This window comes from Marinobacter iranensis (genome assembly GCF_029207565.1).
Classification (GTDB): Bacteria; Pseudomonadota; Gammaproteobacteria; order Pseudomonadales; family Oleiphilaceae; genus Marinobacter; species Marinobacter iranensis.
Genome location: NZ_JANCMW010000001.1, coordinates 321,301 through 339,179, shown reverse-complemented (window position 1 = coordinate 339,179; position 17,879 = coordinate 321,301). Strand labels below are relative to the sequence as shown.

The following is a 17,879-nucleotide window of genomic DNA, read 5'->3' as shown; positions in this document are numbered from 1 at the left end:
ACGGCCACTGGCTGCCAGGCTGCTGGTTTACGTTCTGTTATTCAGCCTTATCCTGTCATTGGCTGCAACGGGCGTTCAGATGATTGGCGAATTTGAGCGCCGCACTGACGAGTTGCGCAGCACCCAGGAGCGTGCAGCGGAGCTGGTGGCGGGCAGTATGAGCAATAACCTCTGGCTGATGAATTACAGCGAGGTGGCCAACAGCCTGGATGACATGCGTGCCATTCCAGTTATCCAGCACGCCCGGGTGATTACCGCTGCCGGCGAGGAGTTCAGCACCGGCACCTACCCGGAGGGCCGGGTGATCAGCCAGTCCTATCCCCTGGTTTTCAACCGCGCTTCTTTCGATGCCCCGGAAGCCATGGGCACGCTCACGGTGACCTCTTCCGTTGAAACGGTCTACAACGAGCTGATGGACCGGGCGTTGCTGACGCTGCTGTTCCAGTCGATGATTGTGATGTTGGGCACCCTGGGGCTACTGATCATTGTTCGGCTCACGCTCTCCCGTCACCTTGAAACCATTGCCGATTACGCCGCCCGGCTGAACCTGGATGCGTTGATTGAACCGCTCCAGCTTCGCCGCAAACGCCCCAAGCGGGGTGATGAGTTGAGTGAGCTGGAACAGGCGCTGAATACCATGCGCCTGCAGTTGCTGGAAGATACCCGTTCCCTTCGCCAGACATCCATACAGTCCCAGGATGAGCGGGATGCGGCCGTGCGGGCCAATCATGCCAAGAACCAGTTCCTTGCCAATGTCAGCCATGAGCTGCGCATTCCGCTGCAGTCGGTTCTGGGCTATGCCAACCTGCTGTCAGACACGCCCCTGGACCAGGACCAGCGAGAGTATGTCCATACCTTGCTCAATGCCTCCGAGAGCCTGTCGGCCATCATCAATGACCTGCTGGATATTTCCAGCATGGAGGCGGGCAAGCTGGTACTGGATGATATTCCGTTTGACCTTCGCGACACCCTGAACGATCTGGTGCATATGCTCGGCGCCCGGGCACGAGAGAAGGGCCTGGCGCTGGAACTGAGGATTGATGAGAACCTGCCCTGGGCGCTGAAAGGCGACCCGGTGCGGCTGCGGCAGATTCTGCTGAACATGACGTCCAACGCCATCAAGTTTACCGATTCCGGCCATGTGCTGATCAGCATTGAGGTGCTGGGGCGGCGGGACAATAATGTGCGCCTGCGGATGGCGGTTGAGGACACCGGAGTGGGCATTAACCCGGAGGATATTCCCCTGGTCTATGAGCCCTACGTTCAGCTTGGCCAACGTTTTCAGCGCCAGTTGCCAGGCGCGGGGCTGGGCCTGACCATCTGTCGCCAGTTGGTTCAGTTGATGGATGGCTCGCTGGACCTGGAAAGCAGGCCCGGCGAGGGCTCTACGTTCTGGATGGAACTGACCCTGGAAGTGGCTCCCGAGAGTGCCGCCCGTGGCCGCCCGGATACCAGTATGATCCGCGGCAGGCGCATTCTGGTGGTGGACTCCTATGAGCTGTCCCGCAAGATCACCCTGGAAATGCTGGCGCGCCACGAGCTGGATATCGAGGCGGTCAAGTCCGCCGGTGAGGCGCTGACTTCCCTGCGGCTGGCCTCCGATAACCAGGACTCCTTTGATGCCATTGTGCTGGATGGGTTCGTGCCGGATATGGACAGCGACCTGCTGTGCCGCCAGATCCGCAGCAATCCGGAATGGGGCCACACCCGGTTGCTGATCCTGTCATCCAACCCCCAGCGGGGGGATGCGGAGCATTTCCGCCAGGCCGGTGCCGATGCGTTCCTGAGCAAATCCCTGCGGGAATCGTGCCTCACGCCGATTCTCCACCAGCTGTTCTCGGACGCCAGCAGGAGCGAGCGCCATTTTCTGACCCGTTTCTCCCTGCAGGCGGTCAGCGACAACACCCGCCGCCAGGAGTTGCCCTGTGGCCGCATGAAGGTGCTGCTGGTGGAAGACAACCCGGTCAACCGCACCCTCACTCGCCGGCTGCTGGAAAAACTGGGCTGCGATGTCATGACGGCCAACGACGGTGAAGCCGCTTCCAGCCTGTGGCAATGGCATCCCTTTGATCTGATTTTCATGGATTGCATTATGCCCCGGGTGGACGGTTTCGAGGCCACCCGCCGCCTGCGCCAGTGGGAAAAGGGTCACCATCGCAACCGGGTACCGGTGGTGGCGCTGACAGCCAGCGCCATGGAAAAAGACGAGGAGCGTTGCCGCGAGGCGGGTATGGATTCGTTTGTTGCCAAGCCTGTCAATATTGAAATGCTGCGAGCGGTTCTGGAACAATACTGCAAAGCGTCTGCATCCACCTGAATATCCGACAAGGCCACCATGAACGTAGAATGCCCCACTTGTAAGAAGTCTGTGGAATGGAATGAGGACAACCCTTTTCGCCCTTTCTGTTCCGAACGTTGTAAACTGATTGATCTGGGCGCCTGGGCCAATGAGGAATACCGTGTTCCCGCGGAGAACGTGTCCCCCGATGATCTGGATCAGGGCGGTGATACCACAAGCCACTGATCGCCTGTATTAACCAGCCCTTAACCCGTTTTAAGTTGAGCCACCCGAGCCGGGCCGTTACCATTCCGGCGGTTACATTCAATAAATGAGAAGGTCGAAGAATGAAAGCGTCCCGAATTCCCCTTATCGTTCTGTCACTTGCGGCAGCACCTGTTTTTGCCGCCGATGCGGACCTGAGCCTGACCAACGACTCGGTCAAGGGCCAGGTCAACTTCTTCGGCACCAATTCCGACATTCAGGTGGGCACTGGCTATACCTACCATGAAGGCAGCCGTCATATTGGCAACGTGGATTTTCACGCCCAGGGCCGCACGGCACTTGGGAACCTGCCTACCACGGCTGGTATTGGTGTTCGTGCCTTTGGCTGGGATGACGACCGGCTCGACGGCGGTGCCGTTGGCCTTGGTGGTTATGCCACGGTGAACATTCCCACTGTGCCGGGGCTGTCCTTCACGGGCGGGCTCCACTACGCGCCCAGCATCCTTTCGTTCGGCGATTCCGACGATCTGAGCAGCGTTGAACTGCGCGGCAGCTATCGCGTTATCCGCAACGCCGAGGTATTCGCCGGTTACCGTTACCTGAATACCAATTTCGAAGGCCGTGGTGACCTGAACCTGGACGAAGGTGTGATGGCCGGTATGAAGATCTTCTTCTGACCCGCGCCTGATACCTGAAAACGTAACCCCGCCGGCCTGTAACGCGGTGGGGTTACCGCTCCCCATTTCGTGCCCTTCCTCACTCTTTGCCCATTGCCAACTTGGTAGACTTCTGGCTCACGCTCCGGGAACGTTTATCTGGCATGGACAACCTTATGTTTCAATCGGCTGCACGGGCTTTTACCCTACTGTTCACCCTTATCCTGACAACCGGCTGTGGCAGTGGTGAAGACGCCATAGACGGCGCGGCAGGCCAGGAGAACAGCTTCCCGCCCGCCAAAAACCCCATTGATGATTTCACCTCCGGCTCTACTGGCGATTCCAGCAACGCCTCCGGCCTGGAGCGCAATGAGGTTCGGGTAACCATGGAGGTGCCTGAACTGGTAGCCCCGGGCGGCGAGCAGACACGCCGCAACCTGCGGATTGTGGAGCCGGATACTGTCCGTGCATACCGGACCGACCAGACACTTCGCGAACTCGGATCGGTAAACATCCGCTACCGTGAGGAGGACAACGGGCGCACTGTCATCACCTTTGAGGATGGGCTGCCGGTAGGGCCGGATGTGGTTATCGAAGCCACCTACGGCAACACCCGGCTGCGCGCCCTGGCAGCGGATGCGGACCGGGATGTAAAGGTGAACCCGTTTTCGGAATACCTGGTAACCCATTCACTGAGCGACTACAGCTCCGGTGAGTTCACCCAGATTATGGATTGTGTGAACGATGCCAACAGCACCCTTTGCCTGAACAAGTATGTCTGGTCCACCCTCGCGGACCAGGTTCACGATTTTGAAATCGACATACCCGGCAATCTTGACGTCCAGGGCGCCCTCACCCTGCTTGAAGAGCGGGGAGATTTCGCCCGTTACGTGTCCGCCATGGCGGACTATGCGCTGCTGGGTGAGGACTCGTCAGGCAAGATCGAAGCAAGCTCCGCTAACTATCACTCGGTGTTCTGGGGCCTGGAGCTGGGCCAGACCTTTCTGGAGCCCAGTGTTGCCGGTTCCGGTCAGTGGGGTGTGCGGATTGCCCGGGAAGAAACCATTACCGATCAGGCCGGCACCGGCTATATCTATCCGGGCCTGACGCTAACCTCGTTCGACGCCTTCAACATCAGGGTCACGTCACTGGCCAGCGATATTCCCTACGACCGCAGGGCGTTGATTCACGCCGACGGCAACGAATTCTTCAACCGCCCGGGTTGGGACCTGAACACCCATTCCTCCTCCCCCGGCGCTGCCACGCTGGAGGACGATACTCGCCTGCTGGCGGGCCGTGCCCTTTACCAGAGTATCACCGGCCGTGGCAGTTCACGGATCATTGGCTGGACCCGCAATCCGTATTTCCTCGACGCCTACGTGGGTGGCGGCACCGAGCAGCCGGACCGTGTTCTCGGCGGCTATTTCAGTGCCGGCAAGGCCATTGAACTGCGTTCCGAAAGCGGGGAGCTGAAGCGGGAACGTACACTGGAAGACCATTACCTGTCGGTGTTTGAACTCAACCTGCTGCGAGAGGAAGGATTCCAGCGGGAGAGCCTGGATGGCCGTGACTATAACGTGGTTTATCTCGCTACCCGCATGGGCGATGAGACCGAGCCCATGGTGGCCGAGGCCGGCGTGGGAAACTGGCAGATCAGTGGCCAGTCTGTCGTCCAGACCATGGCGTCCACCAGCCTGCGCCGGGACAACACCGGCACCGTCACTGTCTCCGTTCCGGCCGATAATCCCGGCCAGCGCGATGCCAGTTGGGTGATCAGTGAGCGGGAGTCACGAATATATTCCCCCAACAGTGGAAACCAAATTGTCAGCAACGGGCGCCTGAACCTGGACCGGGACAGCGCTTCCGGCATCGACGAAAAGCCCGATATCGGCATCGGCGCGTCAACGCCAGACGGCACCCTTATGGCCTTCAACCTTGATACCAGCGCCATCGGTGACGGCCTGATGATCGCCGCCGAGCAGCCAGATGCCTCGCCACCCACCCAGGGGCGTTACCGGCTACAGGGCGCGGGCCTGGGAATGAGCCAGTCCAGCAACCGGCTGGGCCATTTTGATAATGCCCTACTGGTGATAGAGTCCTCTGGCAGTGCCCGCCTGGAAGGCCGGCGACTCGATATTGTCCATCAGGTAGATGCTGAAACGGTTTCTTCTCCCCAGGCTCAGGTTCCCGGTGCAGTTTCTCTCGCATACAGCACAAACAGTGATGGATCGGCATCATTTACGGGTGGCAACCTGTCGATGGACGGCTTTTATACCGGCGATCAGGACCAGTTTTTCCTGCAATTGCGACAAACAGAAGGCCAGGAGGAAATGCTCGGGCTGGTGATGGCTACGCGCCTGCCGGAATAGCCGGCACCAAACCACTCGGGCGACGTTCACGTATAACCTGTTATAATCGCTGTCATATCGATTGTAACGAGAGGTTTTATGTCTTCTGGTATCCGGGCACTTTGGCTGTTTGTTCCACTGGTGGTTTTTGGTTTTTGGGGCACACTGCACACGCCGGACCCTGACCACGACCGCGACGACGAAACATCGGATATTGCCCTGTCGAAGCTGCCGTCCCTCCCCGATTGGTCGCGGGCGGATCTGCCGGATTTTTCGACCTATCGCGATACCACGGAGAAGAAAGCAGCGTTTTTCTCGTTTCTCTATCCACGCATTGTGCTGGCAAACTCCCGCATTCTGATTGAACGCGAGTACCTCGAAAGCCTCGCGGGCAAGGACGAACTCAGTAAATCGGAGCTGACCTGGCTTAAAAGCCAGGCAGAACGACTGCGCGTCGACGAAGAACCAGCCAGCGAGGACATGTTCCGGCGGCTTCGGAACCGCCTGGATGTGATTCCCCCCTCCCTTGTAATGGCTCAGGCCGCCAACGAATCTGCCTGGGGTACTTCCCGCTTTGCTCTGCGGGGCAACAACCTGTTCGGCCAGTGGTGTTTTTCCAGGGGCTGCGGCCTGGTGCCACAGGCCCGTGTTGAAGGTGCCAGCCATGAAGTGGCAGATTTTTCCTCTCCGTACCGGTCGGTGCGCTCCTATATCCAGAACCTGAATCGCCATCCTACCTATCAACGGCTCAGAGACATTCGCCTGAAGGCGCGCAATAGCGGTGACTTCGCCAGTGGCTCAAGGCTTGCAGCCGGCCTGCTGGGATACTCTGAGCGCGGCGAGGATTATGTGGAAGAAATCCGCAGCATGATCAGCTACAACAATCTGGACTACTACGACGAAGAGTTCCAGAACACTGTTCGGGAAGACGATCCGCAAGGATTGTTTCAACTGGCCTCGGCCAAACAGGAAAAAGCGCTCCTGCCCGGCAACACCGTCGCTGATGAAACCAGTGACGAAGGCTGAACACGCCACAAGACAACCGAGCTGATTTGTATTCCGGAGACAAGCGTCAATGTTCAAGTTCTTGCCTGCACCAGTCAAAGGTGTGCTTGCAATTCTGTGTATTGTCCTCAACACCCTTTGGCTCTTCCTGATCCTGATGGTGTTTGCCGTTATCAAGCTGGTGATCCCCGTGCCTCCGGTCCGCAAGGGTTGCACCATTATCCTGAACCGGATCGCCTGGTTCTGGATCGGGTTCAACAATCTGCTGGCTGATGGTCTTCACGAGATTGAGTGGGATGTTCGCGGCGCCGAGGGACTGAGCCGGAAGCACTGGTATTTCGTCACCTGTAACCACCAGAGCTGGGCGGATATTCCCGCCATTCAGTATGTGCTGAACAGCCGCATTCCGCTGCTCAAGTTCTTCCTCAAGCAACAACTGATCTGGGTGCCTTTGCTGGGAGTGGCCTGGTGGGCACTGGATTTTCCGTTCATGCAGCGCCATACCAAGGAACAGATTGCCCGCCGCCCGGAACTCAAGGGCCGGGACGTGGAAGCCACCAGGGCTGCCTGCGAGAAGTTCCGCTACACCCCCGTGACCATTTTCAATTTCATGGAAGGGACACGGCGGACCCCGGCCAAACACCAGAGCCAGAACTCTCCCTACAAACACCTGCTCAGGCCCCGCGCTGGCGGCACCGCCTTTGTGCTGGAAGCCATGGGCGAATCCCTGCATACCATGCTGGATGTGACCATTGTCTACCCCGACGGCCGCTCCGGCATCTGGGATTACCTGTGCGGACGGGTGCAGCGGATTGTCATTGATATACGGACCCGTGAAATTCCACAACGGTTCCTGGGCATGGACTACGAGAACAGTCGTGAGGCGCGGGCGAACTTCCAGCGCTGGGTAAGCCAGATCTGGCAGGAAAAGGATGCTCGTATAGAGGAACTGAAGCTGCCCGCCGTAGAGCTACAGAAGCCCCAGCTCACGGGCACGGACGATGGCCTGGGTGCGTGATTTCACCTCGAGCTTGGCGTTGATACGGCGGGCATGGGTTTTCACCGTGTGCAGGGAAATGTGCAGGCGGTCGGCAATATCCTGATTTGACAGCCCCTGGGCAATCAATTCAAGCACGCCCTGCTCCCGGTCGCTGATTGGCTCGGCGAGGGGTGCCTGTTCCTTCATGTCCGTCAGACCATACAGCCGGCCGATCGACTCCACAAACGGCGTATGAGGTAACTGCGGCCAGGTCTTCTCCAGCAACTCCTGCAACTCCCCCCTGAGCTCCGCAAAGGGGCTGATGTAATGCTCTTCTCCCGCCATGGCAATCGCTGTAGTCAGGATCTTCTGGGCTGCAGCGGAGCCTTTCTGGCGCCAACTGAGGACACTTTCCAGCAGCCGCGAGTGGAGATCCAGCCCGAACGGCAGTGTCTCGCCGTTATTTTCGCGAATGCCCCTGACCGTTTCGGCGGCCTTGATGTCATCACCACGAGCCAGCTCGATTCTGGTTTGCAGGCACTGCAACATGCCCGGCATCATCGGGAACATTTCCGGAACGCAATTCACTTCCCGCCAGGGTTTGAGCCGGGCCATCGCCTGTGCGGCGGTATCCGGCTGCCCCAGTGTCAGCCAGCCACTGATTTTGAGTGCTTCGAGAACGGGCACATACACTGACTCATCCACTTGCCAGGACTGCATGGTGCGCTCGGCACGGCCAATCCAGGCGAAGGCGTCGTCCATTCGGTTCTGGGTTCGGCAAATCAGCACCCGCAAGGCCATGGCCAGTAACAGGCCGAGGTCCCGGGTCTGCTCCGCATGGCGGATGCAGGTGACCAGCAAACGGTCCGCTTCCGCTTCACGCCCCTGGTGCCAGAGCACCATTACAAGGTTCAGCTGCAACCGGGTTTCGCCCACTCGGGCAGGCCGGGCGGATTCGTTCATGGCGGTGTCCAGGCCGGTTCGCAACAATTGCTCGGCGTGTTTCAGCGACCCTTTTCCGAGCTCAATCCGCGCGTGGGCATAGACCGCCAGGATCTCGGAGCCGGAGTCGCCGGCCTCCCTGGCCAGCCTGGCGGCGATGCGGTTGGCTTCCCTGGCATCACCAAATTTACCGCCAGCGCATAACGCACTGGACCGGACCAGTTGCGTAACCAGCTGGCCCTGGGTAGACAGTTCTTCCGCCTGCAGGGCCCTGTCCGCTACCGCCAAAGCTTCGTCTACGCTGCCTTCACCACGAAGGATAAAGGCCCTGAGGGCGTCGATCCGGCCGGCAAGCTCGGGGTGCTCTCCATTATCCAGATCGTTGATCAGGGTTCTTGCCTGGCTGAACTGGCCACCAATGGCATGAACCCAACCATAGACAATTTTCAGGCGTGCGCTGCGTTCCAGCAATCCCGGTGGCAGCGAACGACGAAGCCGCAGCAATGAGGCGGTATCCTGGCCGATCAGCAAGGCTTCGGAGCCTTCAGAAGCTATCCGGACCGACTCCTCCAGGTTGCCACTGACCAACGCATAACGCAGTGCCTCGGGGAACTGATTTCGATCACTGAACCAGCGGCTGGCTTTCAACGCCCGCTCCCGCGAACCGTCCAGGGCAGGTGTCTGAAGCCAGTCGTGAAGCAGTGGGTTCAACCGGTACCAGCGCCCACGCCCCGGCAATGGACGCAACGGGATGCCACTTTCCGATGCAGCGGAAGGCCGGAAGGCGTGGTCGCATCCGGCATCGGCCAGTGCCAGGAACAGTTCGTCAGAGACGATTTCCATCTCCGCCATGATTCGCAACGAGCGCTGTTGGCCGGGCGTCAGGTGGATAAGCACCGCGTCCCTGAGAAAACGTTCAACGCTGAAGGTTTCCTGGATGGGCGGCCGCGACTCCGGCGCAGACTCCAGTTCCCGCTGGTAGAGCCCCAACGGTGTGATCCAGCCTTCGGTGAGCGAATAGAGGTGCTCTACGGCAACCGTGGTGAGCTGGTTGCGGCTGACTGCTGTCTGGAAAAACTCGAAGGTCTCCGATCTTGTCAGCTCAAGGGAGTCGGTTCCGATCCGGTTGAACCGCCCTTCCAGTTCAAAAGTGTGGGTCTCAAAGGGTAACGGCTTTCTGGACACCATCACCAGGGCCAGGCCTGCGGGTGTGCTCGCTACCAGCTGTTGCAGCAAGGCAATAGCAGCAGGATTGGCAACCGTGCCTACGTTATCGATCACCAATACGTTGTCGTTATCCGGGTTGGCCCAGTGAGCGTCAGACAGTAATAATGAGAGCGCATCCGTATAGCTGGCGGCCTTTTGTTGGCCGGAAGGTCGAGAGGTCGTCCGGGGTGGCGTCAACGCAATTTCAAGCAGCGCCAATAAACGCCCGGCATCATTCTCCTGCCCTGTCAGGCCCAGCCATTTCAGGGTGTCGGGGTTGCGGCCGGTTTCACGGAAGACCGCACTCAGGGCATGGGTTTTTCCAAAGCCGGACGGCGCCTCCAACAGCAGGACCGACCCCGGCTTTATGGCTGAAGTCAGCTTTTCTGTGAGCGCCGGCCTTTTGAGGTAATTGGGAACGGGTTCTGGCATCCGTACCCGCTGACGCAGCAAATCCCTGATCAACTCGCCACGATGCATTCCGCCTAACGTTGACTGGAACTCATCGTTGGCCGCACAGCCATCATCGAATGGTTTCACTCTTTGCCCCGTTGAAAACCCGGAATTTGCGAGCCCTGCGGGCCCTTTTCCGGCAAATGTGATCTCTGCTTTGTCTTTGTTGTGGCGTCCTGCATCGGGTACGCCTTTAGTATTAGTAGGGAGAGGTTAAACCAAATCAGGGGTAGGCTGCAAAAATTTGACGGGAAGCCCCTAAAACACCGGCAAATTTCCAACAATCGTGAAAGGTTAATAGCGCCCATAAAAAAACGGCGAGCCAGGGCCCGCCGTTTTTTCGTGCCCCGGGATCACTCCCGGGAAAGTATTGATTTACCGGGTGCCCGCACGACGCAGGGCTGCTGGTGTGTAGTCACGGGAACGGCGCTCAACACCGAACTCGTACGGATTGGTTTCCTCATTGGTCAGACCAAGCACCAGGTAGCGACCGGACAGCAAATCATACAGGGTTTCGATGGCGTACCAGGGAACAACCTGATCGTAGAACTGCATGCTGTGCGCCTCGGCAACACGCCACAGTTCACCACGGCCGTCGTAGTGATCAATGACCGCCGCCTGCCATGAGTCTTCATCGATGTAGAAGTCACGCTGGGCGTATATATGACGCTCACCATCCTTCAGGGTCGCACGTACGTGCCACACGCGATGCAGTTCATAGCGGGTCAGGTTCTGGTTGATGTGGCCCGCTTTAATGATCTGGTCATAAGACAGGTCCCGATCAACCAGCTTGTAGGAGTTGTACGGGATGTACATTTCCTTCTTGCCGATCAACTCCCAGTTATATCGATCAGGAGCGCCGTTGAACATGTCGAAGTTGTCGGAGGTACGCATGCCGTCAGCAGCGGTACCCGGCCCATCGTAAGCTACCTGCGGAGCCCGGCGCACACGACGCTGGCCCGCGTTGTATACCCACGCGCGACGCGGCTCTTCAACCTGGTCAATGGTCTCGTGGACCAGCAGGACGTTACCAGCCAGACGCGCCGGAGCGGTAATGGCCTGCTTGAAATAGAACAGGACGTTGGGGTCCATTCCTGGCTCGTAGTCTTCCAGGTAGGTTTTCCAGGTCAGTTCGTCCTGGAATTTTACAACACTGAATGCGCCGTCCTCGGTCGGAGTCACCTGCCCGACGTTACGCTGCACGGAACCGCCACGGTAACGGGTAATGTGGTTCCAGATAACTTCCAGGCCATTCTGCGGAATGGGGAAAGGCGTCGCCGTCTGGTAGTTGCCCAGACCGTTACCATCCTTGATCAGTTCCACGGTTGTCGCATTCTCAACCGTCTCCTCCATTACCTCCTCAGGATACGCAGCGGTACGGTGCGTTTCATACACCGGCATGATGTAGTCATCATAGCGCTTGATCATGGCAACCTGCCCGGGAGAGAGGTTGTCTGCGTACTGGTCAACGTTGCTCTGGTCGATCGTAAACAGGGGTTCCTCATTCGGGAACGGGTTCACATAGATGCCATCACCTTCGTAGCCTGCCGGTGCAGTCGTCAGGCCGCCATCCCAGGCCGGAATTTCATCCCCGTTACCGGCCTTCTCCGCACCCATTGGCGTGAGCGAGTTGCCGAGCTTGGCCGCTTCCTCTGCGGAAACCGCACCAAAGGCGTTACCCGCAATCAGGGATGCGGACAGGATGCCAGTGGCCAGTAGCTTCTTGTTCAGTTTCATTTAAATTACCTCGTTAAACGAATTCAGGCCGAATCAGAATGAGTAGGAAACGCTCGCACTCACGAAGTCACGGTCGGTCAACTCGTTATACGGCTTGCCACCGAAAAAGTTTGTGTAACCGATATTACCGGTTATACGGTTCTGGTACACGCCCTGGAGCGACACACCAATGGCTTTGTTGCCTTCGTTGAAGTTGCCGCCAGGTTGTGGCGCATAGCCCTGAACGTCATGGCTCCAGGCCAGTTGCGGCGACAGGTTGATGCCGGCGATTGCGTTCGGGTAGCTCCAGACCAGACGAGTACGGTAGCCCCAGGAGAAGGAAGTGGTGAAGCCTTCGTTGTTGCAGTAGTTGGTGTTGATGTTGGCGCCAGCCTCACAGAAGTCACCGGTAAAGTTGGATCCAGCCACCGGAAGGGTACCAATGCCGAAGGTACCTGAGCGGCCATAACGGGCTTCATCTTCATCCGGCAGATCATGAACGTATGTGGCACCAAACTCGGTGATCAGGGACAGACGGCTTGCGCCCATGACCTGGTCGAAGAACTTGATCAGCGTGAACTGCGCCTGCGAAACATTGAAGCGGTCATAGCCATCAGTCGCCTTGCCCGCAAGATTCGCTCCATTGGCTTCTTCAAGACGCTGCTTCTCAAGTTTACTCAGGATCTCGCCATTGGGACCACGCTGCTGAAGACCGCCATAGATAAGCTCAAAAGCGTTCCACTGCAAGGGCATGTTGTCACGGAAGCTGTACTCCGCGCCCAGAGACCAGCCACCCGGCGTTGTAGTGTTGATACTGATACCGTATAGATTGATGTTCTCTGGATACTCAATAAAGTAACTGGGGAACGTAGAGAAATCTTTACTGGGATCATTCTGCTGGGATCCACTCGGAGAAGACGGGTTGTTTACAAGGCCACTGACGTAAGGCAGACGGCTGTTGTACTTGATGTAATAAAAGCCAATTTCCGAGTCATTCAGCGCGGGCACATACCAGCGCAACGCTACACCAAACTGATCCTTGGAATCCGCTTCGCGGTCTGCCAGACGAGGCGCAATGAAACCTTGTTTGTAAGCCTGCTCATCAGACAATTGACCAGCCAGCAACACCGGGCCACAACCATCAGCCGCAAAGTCGTTTGTGGAGAAGAAGGTACCACAGTCGTCCGGACGAACCGGTTCCCAATCTGCCTGCACAAAGGCTTCAACGGTCACATTTTCCGTGATGCCAGCGGAGGCATAGAACATCTCGACCGGCAGGAGCGCGTCTTTCAGTTCTGACCCCGGAGCGCGGAAGGCTGGCACGTCAATCGGGTTAATGGTGTTGATACCACCCTGTATAAAGGTGCTTTCACCCCAGCTCAGCACTTGTTTACCGTAGCGAAGACTGACCGGCACATTGCCGAAGTACCAGTCCGAGAAGATGTAGGCGTCGAGGATTTCACCACCGGAGGCGTTATCCTTGGCTTCCTCGTTCAGTTCCCGACGATTACCGACAGGGTCCACGGCCCGGTTCTCGTCTTTCAATTCGAAGTCATACCAGTAACGGCCACGGACAAAGCCACCAACGCGAGTCAGCGTGTCACTGTCTACGTTATAGTTCAGGAACAGTTCGCTGTTGCCTTTGACGATCTTGGAGTAGGTATCCCCCTTCTCGAAGTTGAGGTTACCGTCATCGTAGTTGTTGGTGGAAGCACCGATGTTTTCCATTGACCCACCGGGAGCATACTCGGGGCCAAGGTTACCCTGGGCAATCAACCTTCTGTCCTGTGACTCGGTACGCCAGCCAATACCCGCCGACAGCGTGGTGTTAAAAGAGGCTTCCACATCCCCCACATAAAATGAATAGGCAGCTGCCTGCCCGGACATTCCGGCTGCAACTGCTACGGCCAGCGGCAATTTGGTCCACTGCTGCCATTGATGTGTTTTTCTTGTCATTGGAAGGCTACTCCATTGTTGTTCTGAGTCGCTGCTCTGATTATTGGTGTTCACGATGTTTGGAGGCTTCATGCACAGTGCTCGTGATGTTGGCACTATAGCTAACGCCATCGAACGCTTTGATCAGTCAAAAGTATGATTTTACGATTACGCCCCTCTCAGCGGCAGACTTCCCTCGCACTGAATCACTATAGTCAACATTTTTGGATGCAACCAGCCGGCTCTGGAGACGAGTTTTCCGGGGTGGAACAGCAGGTTTGTCGGATTGCGTTTCACTTAATCCACCTACGGGGGCTTGGTTGTCGGATTACGGCTTTGCCTAATCCGACCTACGGGTTCTATCCGTGTTTTCGTAGGTCGGATTAGCGAAGCGTAATCCGACACCTGTCAGGCTTTATGAGGCGCCTCAAGGTACTCCCTCGACTGCATTTCCAATAACCGCGATTCCGTTCGCTCAAACTCAAACCCGAGCCGGCCGCCGGCGTATAATTCGGTGATGGCTGCCTCCGCGGAAATAATCACCTTCACGTTCCGGTCGTAAAACTCGTCGATCATGTTGATAAACCGACGGGCCTGGTCTTCCTTGTCTTTACCGAGGACCGGCACGTTGCTGATGATAACGGCGTGAAACTCCCGGGCCAGTTCAATGTAGTCATTCTGGCTTCGTGGGCCGTCGCACAGGGTTTTGAAATCGAACCAGACTACGTCGTCCGCGTGACTGATCGCCTTTAGCTTACGGCCATTGATATCCAGCTCGAGGCTGTGGCTGCCGGCCTCAAGCGCAAGGCCGTCGTAGCTTTGCTGGAGGCTGGTGTCGGCCTCCTCATCCAGCGGGTAGTGGTAAAGCTCTGCTTGCTCCAGGGTTCTCAGGCGATAGTCCACCCCCCCATCCACATTCACCACGTCGGTGTGCTTCTTGACCAGTTCAATGGCAGGCAGGAACCTGGCACGCTGGAGACCATCCTTGTAGAGACCGTCCGGGACGATATTGGAGGTACAGACCAGGGTCACACCACGGCTGAACAGGCCATCCATCAATGTCGCCAGGATCATGGCGTCGCCGATATCCGAGACAAAAAACTCGTCGAAACAGATAACCCGGGTTTCATCGGCGAACATTCTGGCCACAATATCCAACGGGTTTTTCTCGCCCTTCAGGCTTTTCAGTTCCTTATGGACCCGCTGCATAAAGCGATGGAAGTGGACTCGCATTTTGCGGTCAAACGGCAGAGCTTCGTAGAAGGTGTCCATCAGGTAGGTCTTGCCACGGCCGACGCCACCCCAGAAGTACAGACCCTTGACCGGATCTTCTTTACCCTTCCTGAGTTTGAGGCGGAGTTTGACCATCGGTTTATCGCGCTCCCTTTCCGCCGCCACCAGTTTGTCGTAAAGTGACTGCAAACGGCGGACGGCATCTTCCTGGGCCGCGTCCTTATGGAATTCGGGCCGTTCGAGGTCCTGCTGGTATCGTTCCCATGGGGTCATATGGATGCGCTTTTGGGGTGTCATTAAGGCGTTTCCCGAAGTATGGTCATTCATAACGGCGGCGTATTGTGGCCGATTTTGGCTTTTTTCGCCACGTTCGATAGTCCCCGGAACCGCTGCAGCCGCGGGGGCCGGGCAGTGATCCGATGCAATACGACGATTGGCGCAGGAGCCAATCGTGCGTGAGAGGGCGTTCGGACGTTATACTTAAGGAAGGACTTCCTATTCATCAAAAGGATGACACAGCTTATGACAAACCTGATTCTGGCAGCCATCGCCGCATTGATTGTTGGCATTGTCATCGGGGTTCTGTTTGGCCGCTCCGGTCAGGGCTCCACCCTGAGGCAGCGCCGGGCCGAACAGCAGATTGAAGAGCTGAGGAACGAGTACACCCGCTACCAGGCGCAGGTTAATGAGCACTTTATGGAATCCGCGCACCTGTTGCGCCGCTTCAACGACACCTATCGGGATGTGAACCAGCACATGGCCAGGGGCGCTAATCGCCTGTGTAACGATGAAGACTGGCTGCTGGAGCTGGAGAAGGAAAACGCCAAGGCGCGCCTGGAAGAAGGTTCCGGCAGCAAGGACGATGCAGAACCACCCCGGGACTACGCCCCCAAGAGCGATCCGCAAGAGAAAGGCACGCTGGCCGAGGATTTCGGGCTGACCGAGAAACAGCAGAAAGCCTGACGGACGATTAAACGGGGTTGTCGCAATCGATAAACCGGTGGCTGACCCCAAACGTTTTCTCCAGGGCCCGGGCCAGGGCCTGAACACCATAGCGCTCTGTGGCGTGATGCCCGGCGGCATAGTAGTGGATGCCACACTCACGGGCGGTATGGGTTGTCGGCTCTGAAATCTCACCGCTGATATACGCATCCAGCCCGGCTTCCAGTGCCTTGCCGATGAATCCTTGGGCAGCGCCGGTACACCAGCCAACCCTGGAAATCTCCGCGGGCCCCGCCCCTACCAGAAGAGGCTCTCGGGCGAGCCGTTCGCCAATCAGATCCCTGAACGCCTGTGGCGACATGGGCGCATCCAGCGTCCCCTGCCATACGAGGCCACCTAATGGTTCGGGATCACGAATACCCAGCACATCAGCCAACTGGCGATTGTTACCGTAGTCCGGATGGTCATCCAGCGGCAGGTGATAGGCAACCAGGTTGATATCGTGATCCAGCAGGCGTTTGATCCGGTCCCGCTTCATGCCCCGAATGGCCTGGTCCTCACCTTTCCAGAAGTACCCATGGTGCACCAGGATCATGTCGGCGCCGGCGTCGATGGCTGCGTCAATCAGCGCCCGGGAGGCGGTTACACCGGTGACAATGGTATTCACCTCTTCCCTGCCCTCAACCTGCAGACCGTTAGGACAGTAATCCTGGAAGTTCTCCGGGGTAAGCCATTCGTTCATCGTGCGGATGATATCGCTGCGTGATGCCATGGGATCTCCGTGGTTATTGCTTGGAAATTATCGTATCACACCCGCGTTTTCAGGCATTCAATCAGCCGCTTGTTCTGGTCCGCCGTGCCGATGGTGATGCGCAGGAAGTCCGAGATACGGGGCTTGTTGAAGTGGCGCACGATCACGCCCTGCTCGCGCAATCCCTTTGCCAGCGCCTCGCCGGCGTGGTCCGGATGACGGGCGAAGATAAAGTTGGCTTTCGAAGGCAGAACCTCAAAACCCAGGGCTTCGAGCTTTGAGGTGACCCAGTCCCGCTCGCCAATCACGCCTTCACAGGTGGCCCGGAACCAGTCTTCGTCCTGGAAGGCGGCGATGGCACCAGCCTGAGCCAGGCGGTCCAGCGGGTAGGAGTTGAAGCTGTTCTTGACCCGGTTCAGGGCTTCGATAACTTCGGGACTGCCAATGGCAAAACCGACCCGCAACCCGGCCAGGGAACGCGCCTTGGAGAGCGTCTGGCAAACCAGCAGATTGGGGTATTGCCCCACCAGTTTGATGGCGCTTTCGCCGCCGAAATCCACGTAGGCCTCGTCCACGACCACAACGCGGTCGGGATTGGCAGCGACAATGGCTTCGACCTTGTCCAACGCCAGGTAACGCCCTGTCGGGGCATTGGGATTGGGGAAGATGATGCCGCCGTTGGGCTGTTTGTAGTCTTCGGGGTTGATTTCGAAGCTGTCGGTCAGTGGTACGGTCTTGCCTTCGATGTTGTAGAGGCCGCAGTACACCGGGTAGAAGCTGTAGGTGACGTCCGGGTACAGGACGGGTTCACCGTGCTGGAACAGGCCGTAGAATATGTGCGCGAGCACTTCGTCGGAGCCGTTGCCCAGGAATACCTGTTCGCTCTGGACGCTGTAGTATTGTGCGATGGTGGCTTTCAGCGCTTCGCTTTCGGGGTCCGGGTAGAGCCGGAGGTTGTCGTTGAGTTCCAATGTGATGGCCTCGACAACCCTCGGCGAGGGGCCGAAGGGGTTTTCGTTGGTATTCAGCTTCACCAGATTGGCCATCTTCGGCTGCTCCCCCGGTACATAAGGGGTCAGCTTTTCAACCAATGGGCTCCAGTACTTGCTCATTTTCCTTCGACTCCTGAGGGGGCGGGTGGTGCGGAGGGCTTCCCGGGGCACGCTACGAGCACATCCATGTGCGCTTGACTCCGGCCATCCATGGCCGG

13 protein-coding genes are annotated in these 17,879 nt (G+C 57.8%); 7 read left to right on the top strand and 6 right to left on the bottom strand.

The genetic code is table 11. From position 1 onward, the window contains the following. The first annotated feature begins 79 nt into the window (after positions 1 to 79). The 6 genes from NLU14_RS01635 (at position 80) to NLU14_RS01610 (ending at position 7,530) form a co-directional block, all read left to right on the top strand. Positions 80 to 2,317 (top strand): response regulator, encoded by a 2,238-nt coding sequence (locus NLU14_RS01635; RefSeq protein WP_275704408.1) that lies wholly within the window; start codon positions 80 to 82, stop codon positions 2,315 to 2,317. A gap of 18 nt (positions 2,318 to 2,335) precedes the next feature. Continuing rightward, positions 2,336 to 2,524, top strand: a complete 189-nt coding sequence (gene yacG / locus NLU14_RS01630; protein WP_275704407.1) for a DNA gyrase inhibitor YacG — start codon at positions 2,336 to 2,338, stop codon at positions 2,522 to 2,524. A 101-nt stretch (positions 2,525 to 2,625) separates the two neighbouring features. Next, positions 2,626 to 3,180, top strand: coding sequence for a YfaZ family outer membrane protein (locus tag NLU14_RS01625; RefSeq protein ID WP_275704406.1), 555 nt, complete (start codon positions 2,626 to 2,628; stop codon positions 3,178 to 3,180). 155 nt (positions 3,181 to 3,335) lie between these two features. Next, positions 3,336 to 5,528 (top strand): hypothetical protein, encoded by a 2,193-nt coding sequence (locus NLU14_RS01620; protein ID WP_275704405.1) that lies wholly within the window; start codon positions 3,336 to 3,338, stop codon positions 5,526 to 5,528. A gap of 78 nt (positions 5,529 to 5,606) precedes the next feature. Further along, positions 5,607 to 6,533, top strand: a complete 927-nt coding sequence (locus NLU14_RS01615) for a glucosaminidase domain-containing protein (RefSeq protein WP_275704404.1) — start codon at positions 5,607 to 5,609, stop codon at positions 6,531 to 6,533. 49 nt (positions 6,534 to 6,582) lie between these two features. After that, the gene (locus NLU14_RS01610; protein WP_275704403.1) at positions 6,583 to 7,530 is read left to right on the top strand and encodes an acyltransferase; all 948 of its coding nucleotides are present in this window, start codon (positions 6,583 to 6,585) and stop codon (positions 7,528 to 7,530) included. Here NLU14_RS01610 and NLU14_RS01605 read toward each other — a convergent pair. From NLU14_RS01605 to zapE, 4 genes are all read right to left on the bottom strand, one after another. Further along, positions 7,483 to 10,179, bottom strand: a complete 2,697-nt coding sequence (locus NLU14_RS01605) for a LuxR C-terminal-related transcriptional regulator (protein WP_275704402.1) — start codon at positions 10,177 to 10,179, stop codon at positions 7,483 to 7,485. The two genes, NLU14_RS01610 and NLU14_RS01605, sit on opposite strands and share 48 nt — an antisense overlap. A 288-nt stretch (positions 10,180 to 10,467) precedes the next feature. Continuing rightward, complete coding sequence (locus NLU14_RS01600; protein ID WP_275704401.1) at positions 10,468 to 11,829, bottom strand: DUF1329 domain-containing protein; 1,362 nt, start codon at positions 11,827 to 11,829, stop codon at positions 10,468 to 10,470. Positions 11,830 to 11,862: 33 nt separating this feature from the next. Next, complete coding sequence (locus NLU14_RS01595) at positions 11,863 to 13,764, bottom strand: DUF1302 domain-containing protein (RefSeq protein WP_275704400.1); 1,902 nt, start codon at positions 13,762 to 13,764, stop codon at positions 11,863 to 11,865. Between the two features lie 387 nt (positions 13,765 to 14,151). Continuing rightward, positions 14,152 to 15,249, bottom strand: a complete 1,098-nt coding sequence (zapE, locus tag NLU14_RS01590) for a cell division protein ZapE (RefSeq protein ID WP_275704728.1) — start codon at positions 15,247 to 15,249, stop codon at positions 14,152 to 14,154. Positions 15,250 to 15,498: 249 nt separating this feature from the next. Here zapE and NLU14_RS01585 point away from each other — a divergent pair, with 249 nt between their 5' ends. Beyond that, on the top strand, positions 15,499 to 15,939 hold the full coding sequence (locus NLU14_RS01585; RefSeq protein ID WP_275704399.1) for a Z-ring associated ZapG family protein: 441 nt from the start codon (positions 15,499 to 15,501) through the stop codon (positions 15,937 to 15,939). Positions 15,940 to 15,946: 7 nt separating this feature from the next. On the opposite strand, the gene NLU14_RS01580 is transcribed toward NLU14_RS01585, so the two are convergent. Together NLU14_RS01580 and hisC are read right to left on the bottom strand one after the other, a co-directional pair. Beyond that, positions 15,947 to 16,690 (bottom strand): Nif3-like dinuclear metal center hexameric protein, encoded by a 744-nt coding sequence (locus NLU14_RS01580; protein ID WP_275704398.1) that lies wholly within the window; start codon positions 16,688 to 16,690, stop codon positions 15,947 to 15,949. A 35-nt stretch (positions 16,691 to 16,725) separates the two neighbouring features. After that, positions 16,726 to 17,781, bottom strand: coding sequence for a histidinol-phosphate transaminase (gene hisC, locus NLU14_RS01575; protein ID WP_275704397.1), 1,056 nt, complete (start codon positions 17,779 to 17,781; stop codon positions 16,726 to 16,728). Between the last annotated feature and the right edge of the window lie 98 nt (positions 17,782 to 17,879).

What these genes read in the sequence shown, in the direction of transcription:
- NLU14_RS01635 (WP_275704408.1), top strand. Translation starts at nt 80, where the DNA reads ATGATTGGCGAATTTGAGCGCCGCACTGACGAGTTGCGCAGCACCCAG.
- yacG (WP_275704407.1), top strand. Translation starts at nt 2,336, where the DNA reads ATGAACGTAGAATGCCCCACTTGTAAGAAGTCTGTGGAATGGAATGAG.
- NLU14_RS01625 (WP_275704406.1), top strand. Translation starts at nt 2,626, where the DNA reads ATGAAAGCGTCCCGAATTCCCCTTATCGTTCTGTCACTTGCGGCAGCA.
- NLU14_RS01620 (WP_275704405.1), top strand. Translation starts at nt 3,336, where the DNA reads ATGTTTCAATCGGCTGCACGGGCTTTTACCCTACTGTTCACCCTTATC.
- NLU14_RS01615 (WP_275704404.1), top strand. Translation starts at nt 5,607, where the DNA reads ATGTCTTCTGGTATCCGGGCACTTTGGCTGTTTGTTCCACTGGTGGTT.
- NLU14_RS01610 (WP_275704403.1), top strand. Translation starts at nt 6,583, where the DNA reads ATGTTCAAGTTCTTGCCTGCACCAGTCAAAGGTGTGCTTGCAATTCTG.
- NLU14_RS01600 (WP_275704401.1), bottom strand. Translation starts at nt 11,829, where the DNA reads ATGAAACTGAACAAGAAGCTACTGGCCACTGGCATCCTGTCCGCATCC.
- NLU14_RS01595 (WP_275704400.1), bottom strand. Translation starts at nt 13,764, where the DNA reads ATGACAAGAAAAACACATCAATGGCAGCAGTGGACCAAATTGCCGCTG.
- zapE (WP_275704728.1), bottom strand. Translation starts at nt 15,249, where the DNA reads ATGACCCCATGGGAACGATACCAGCAGGACCTCGAACGGCCCGAATTC.
- NLU14_RS01585 (WP_275704399.1), top strand. Translation starts at nt 15,499, where the DNA reads ATGACAAACCTGATTCTGGCAGCCATCGCCGCATTGATTGTTGGCATT.
- NLU14_RS01580 (WP_275704398.1), bottom strand. Translation starts at nt 16,690, where the DNA reads ATGGCATCACGCAGCGATATCATCCGCACGATGAACGAATGGCTTACC.
- hisC (WP_275704397.1), bottom strand. Translation starts at nt 17,781, where the DNA reads ATGAGCAAGTACTGGAGCCCATTGGTTGAAAAGCTGACCCCTTATGTA.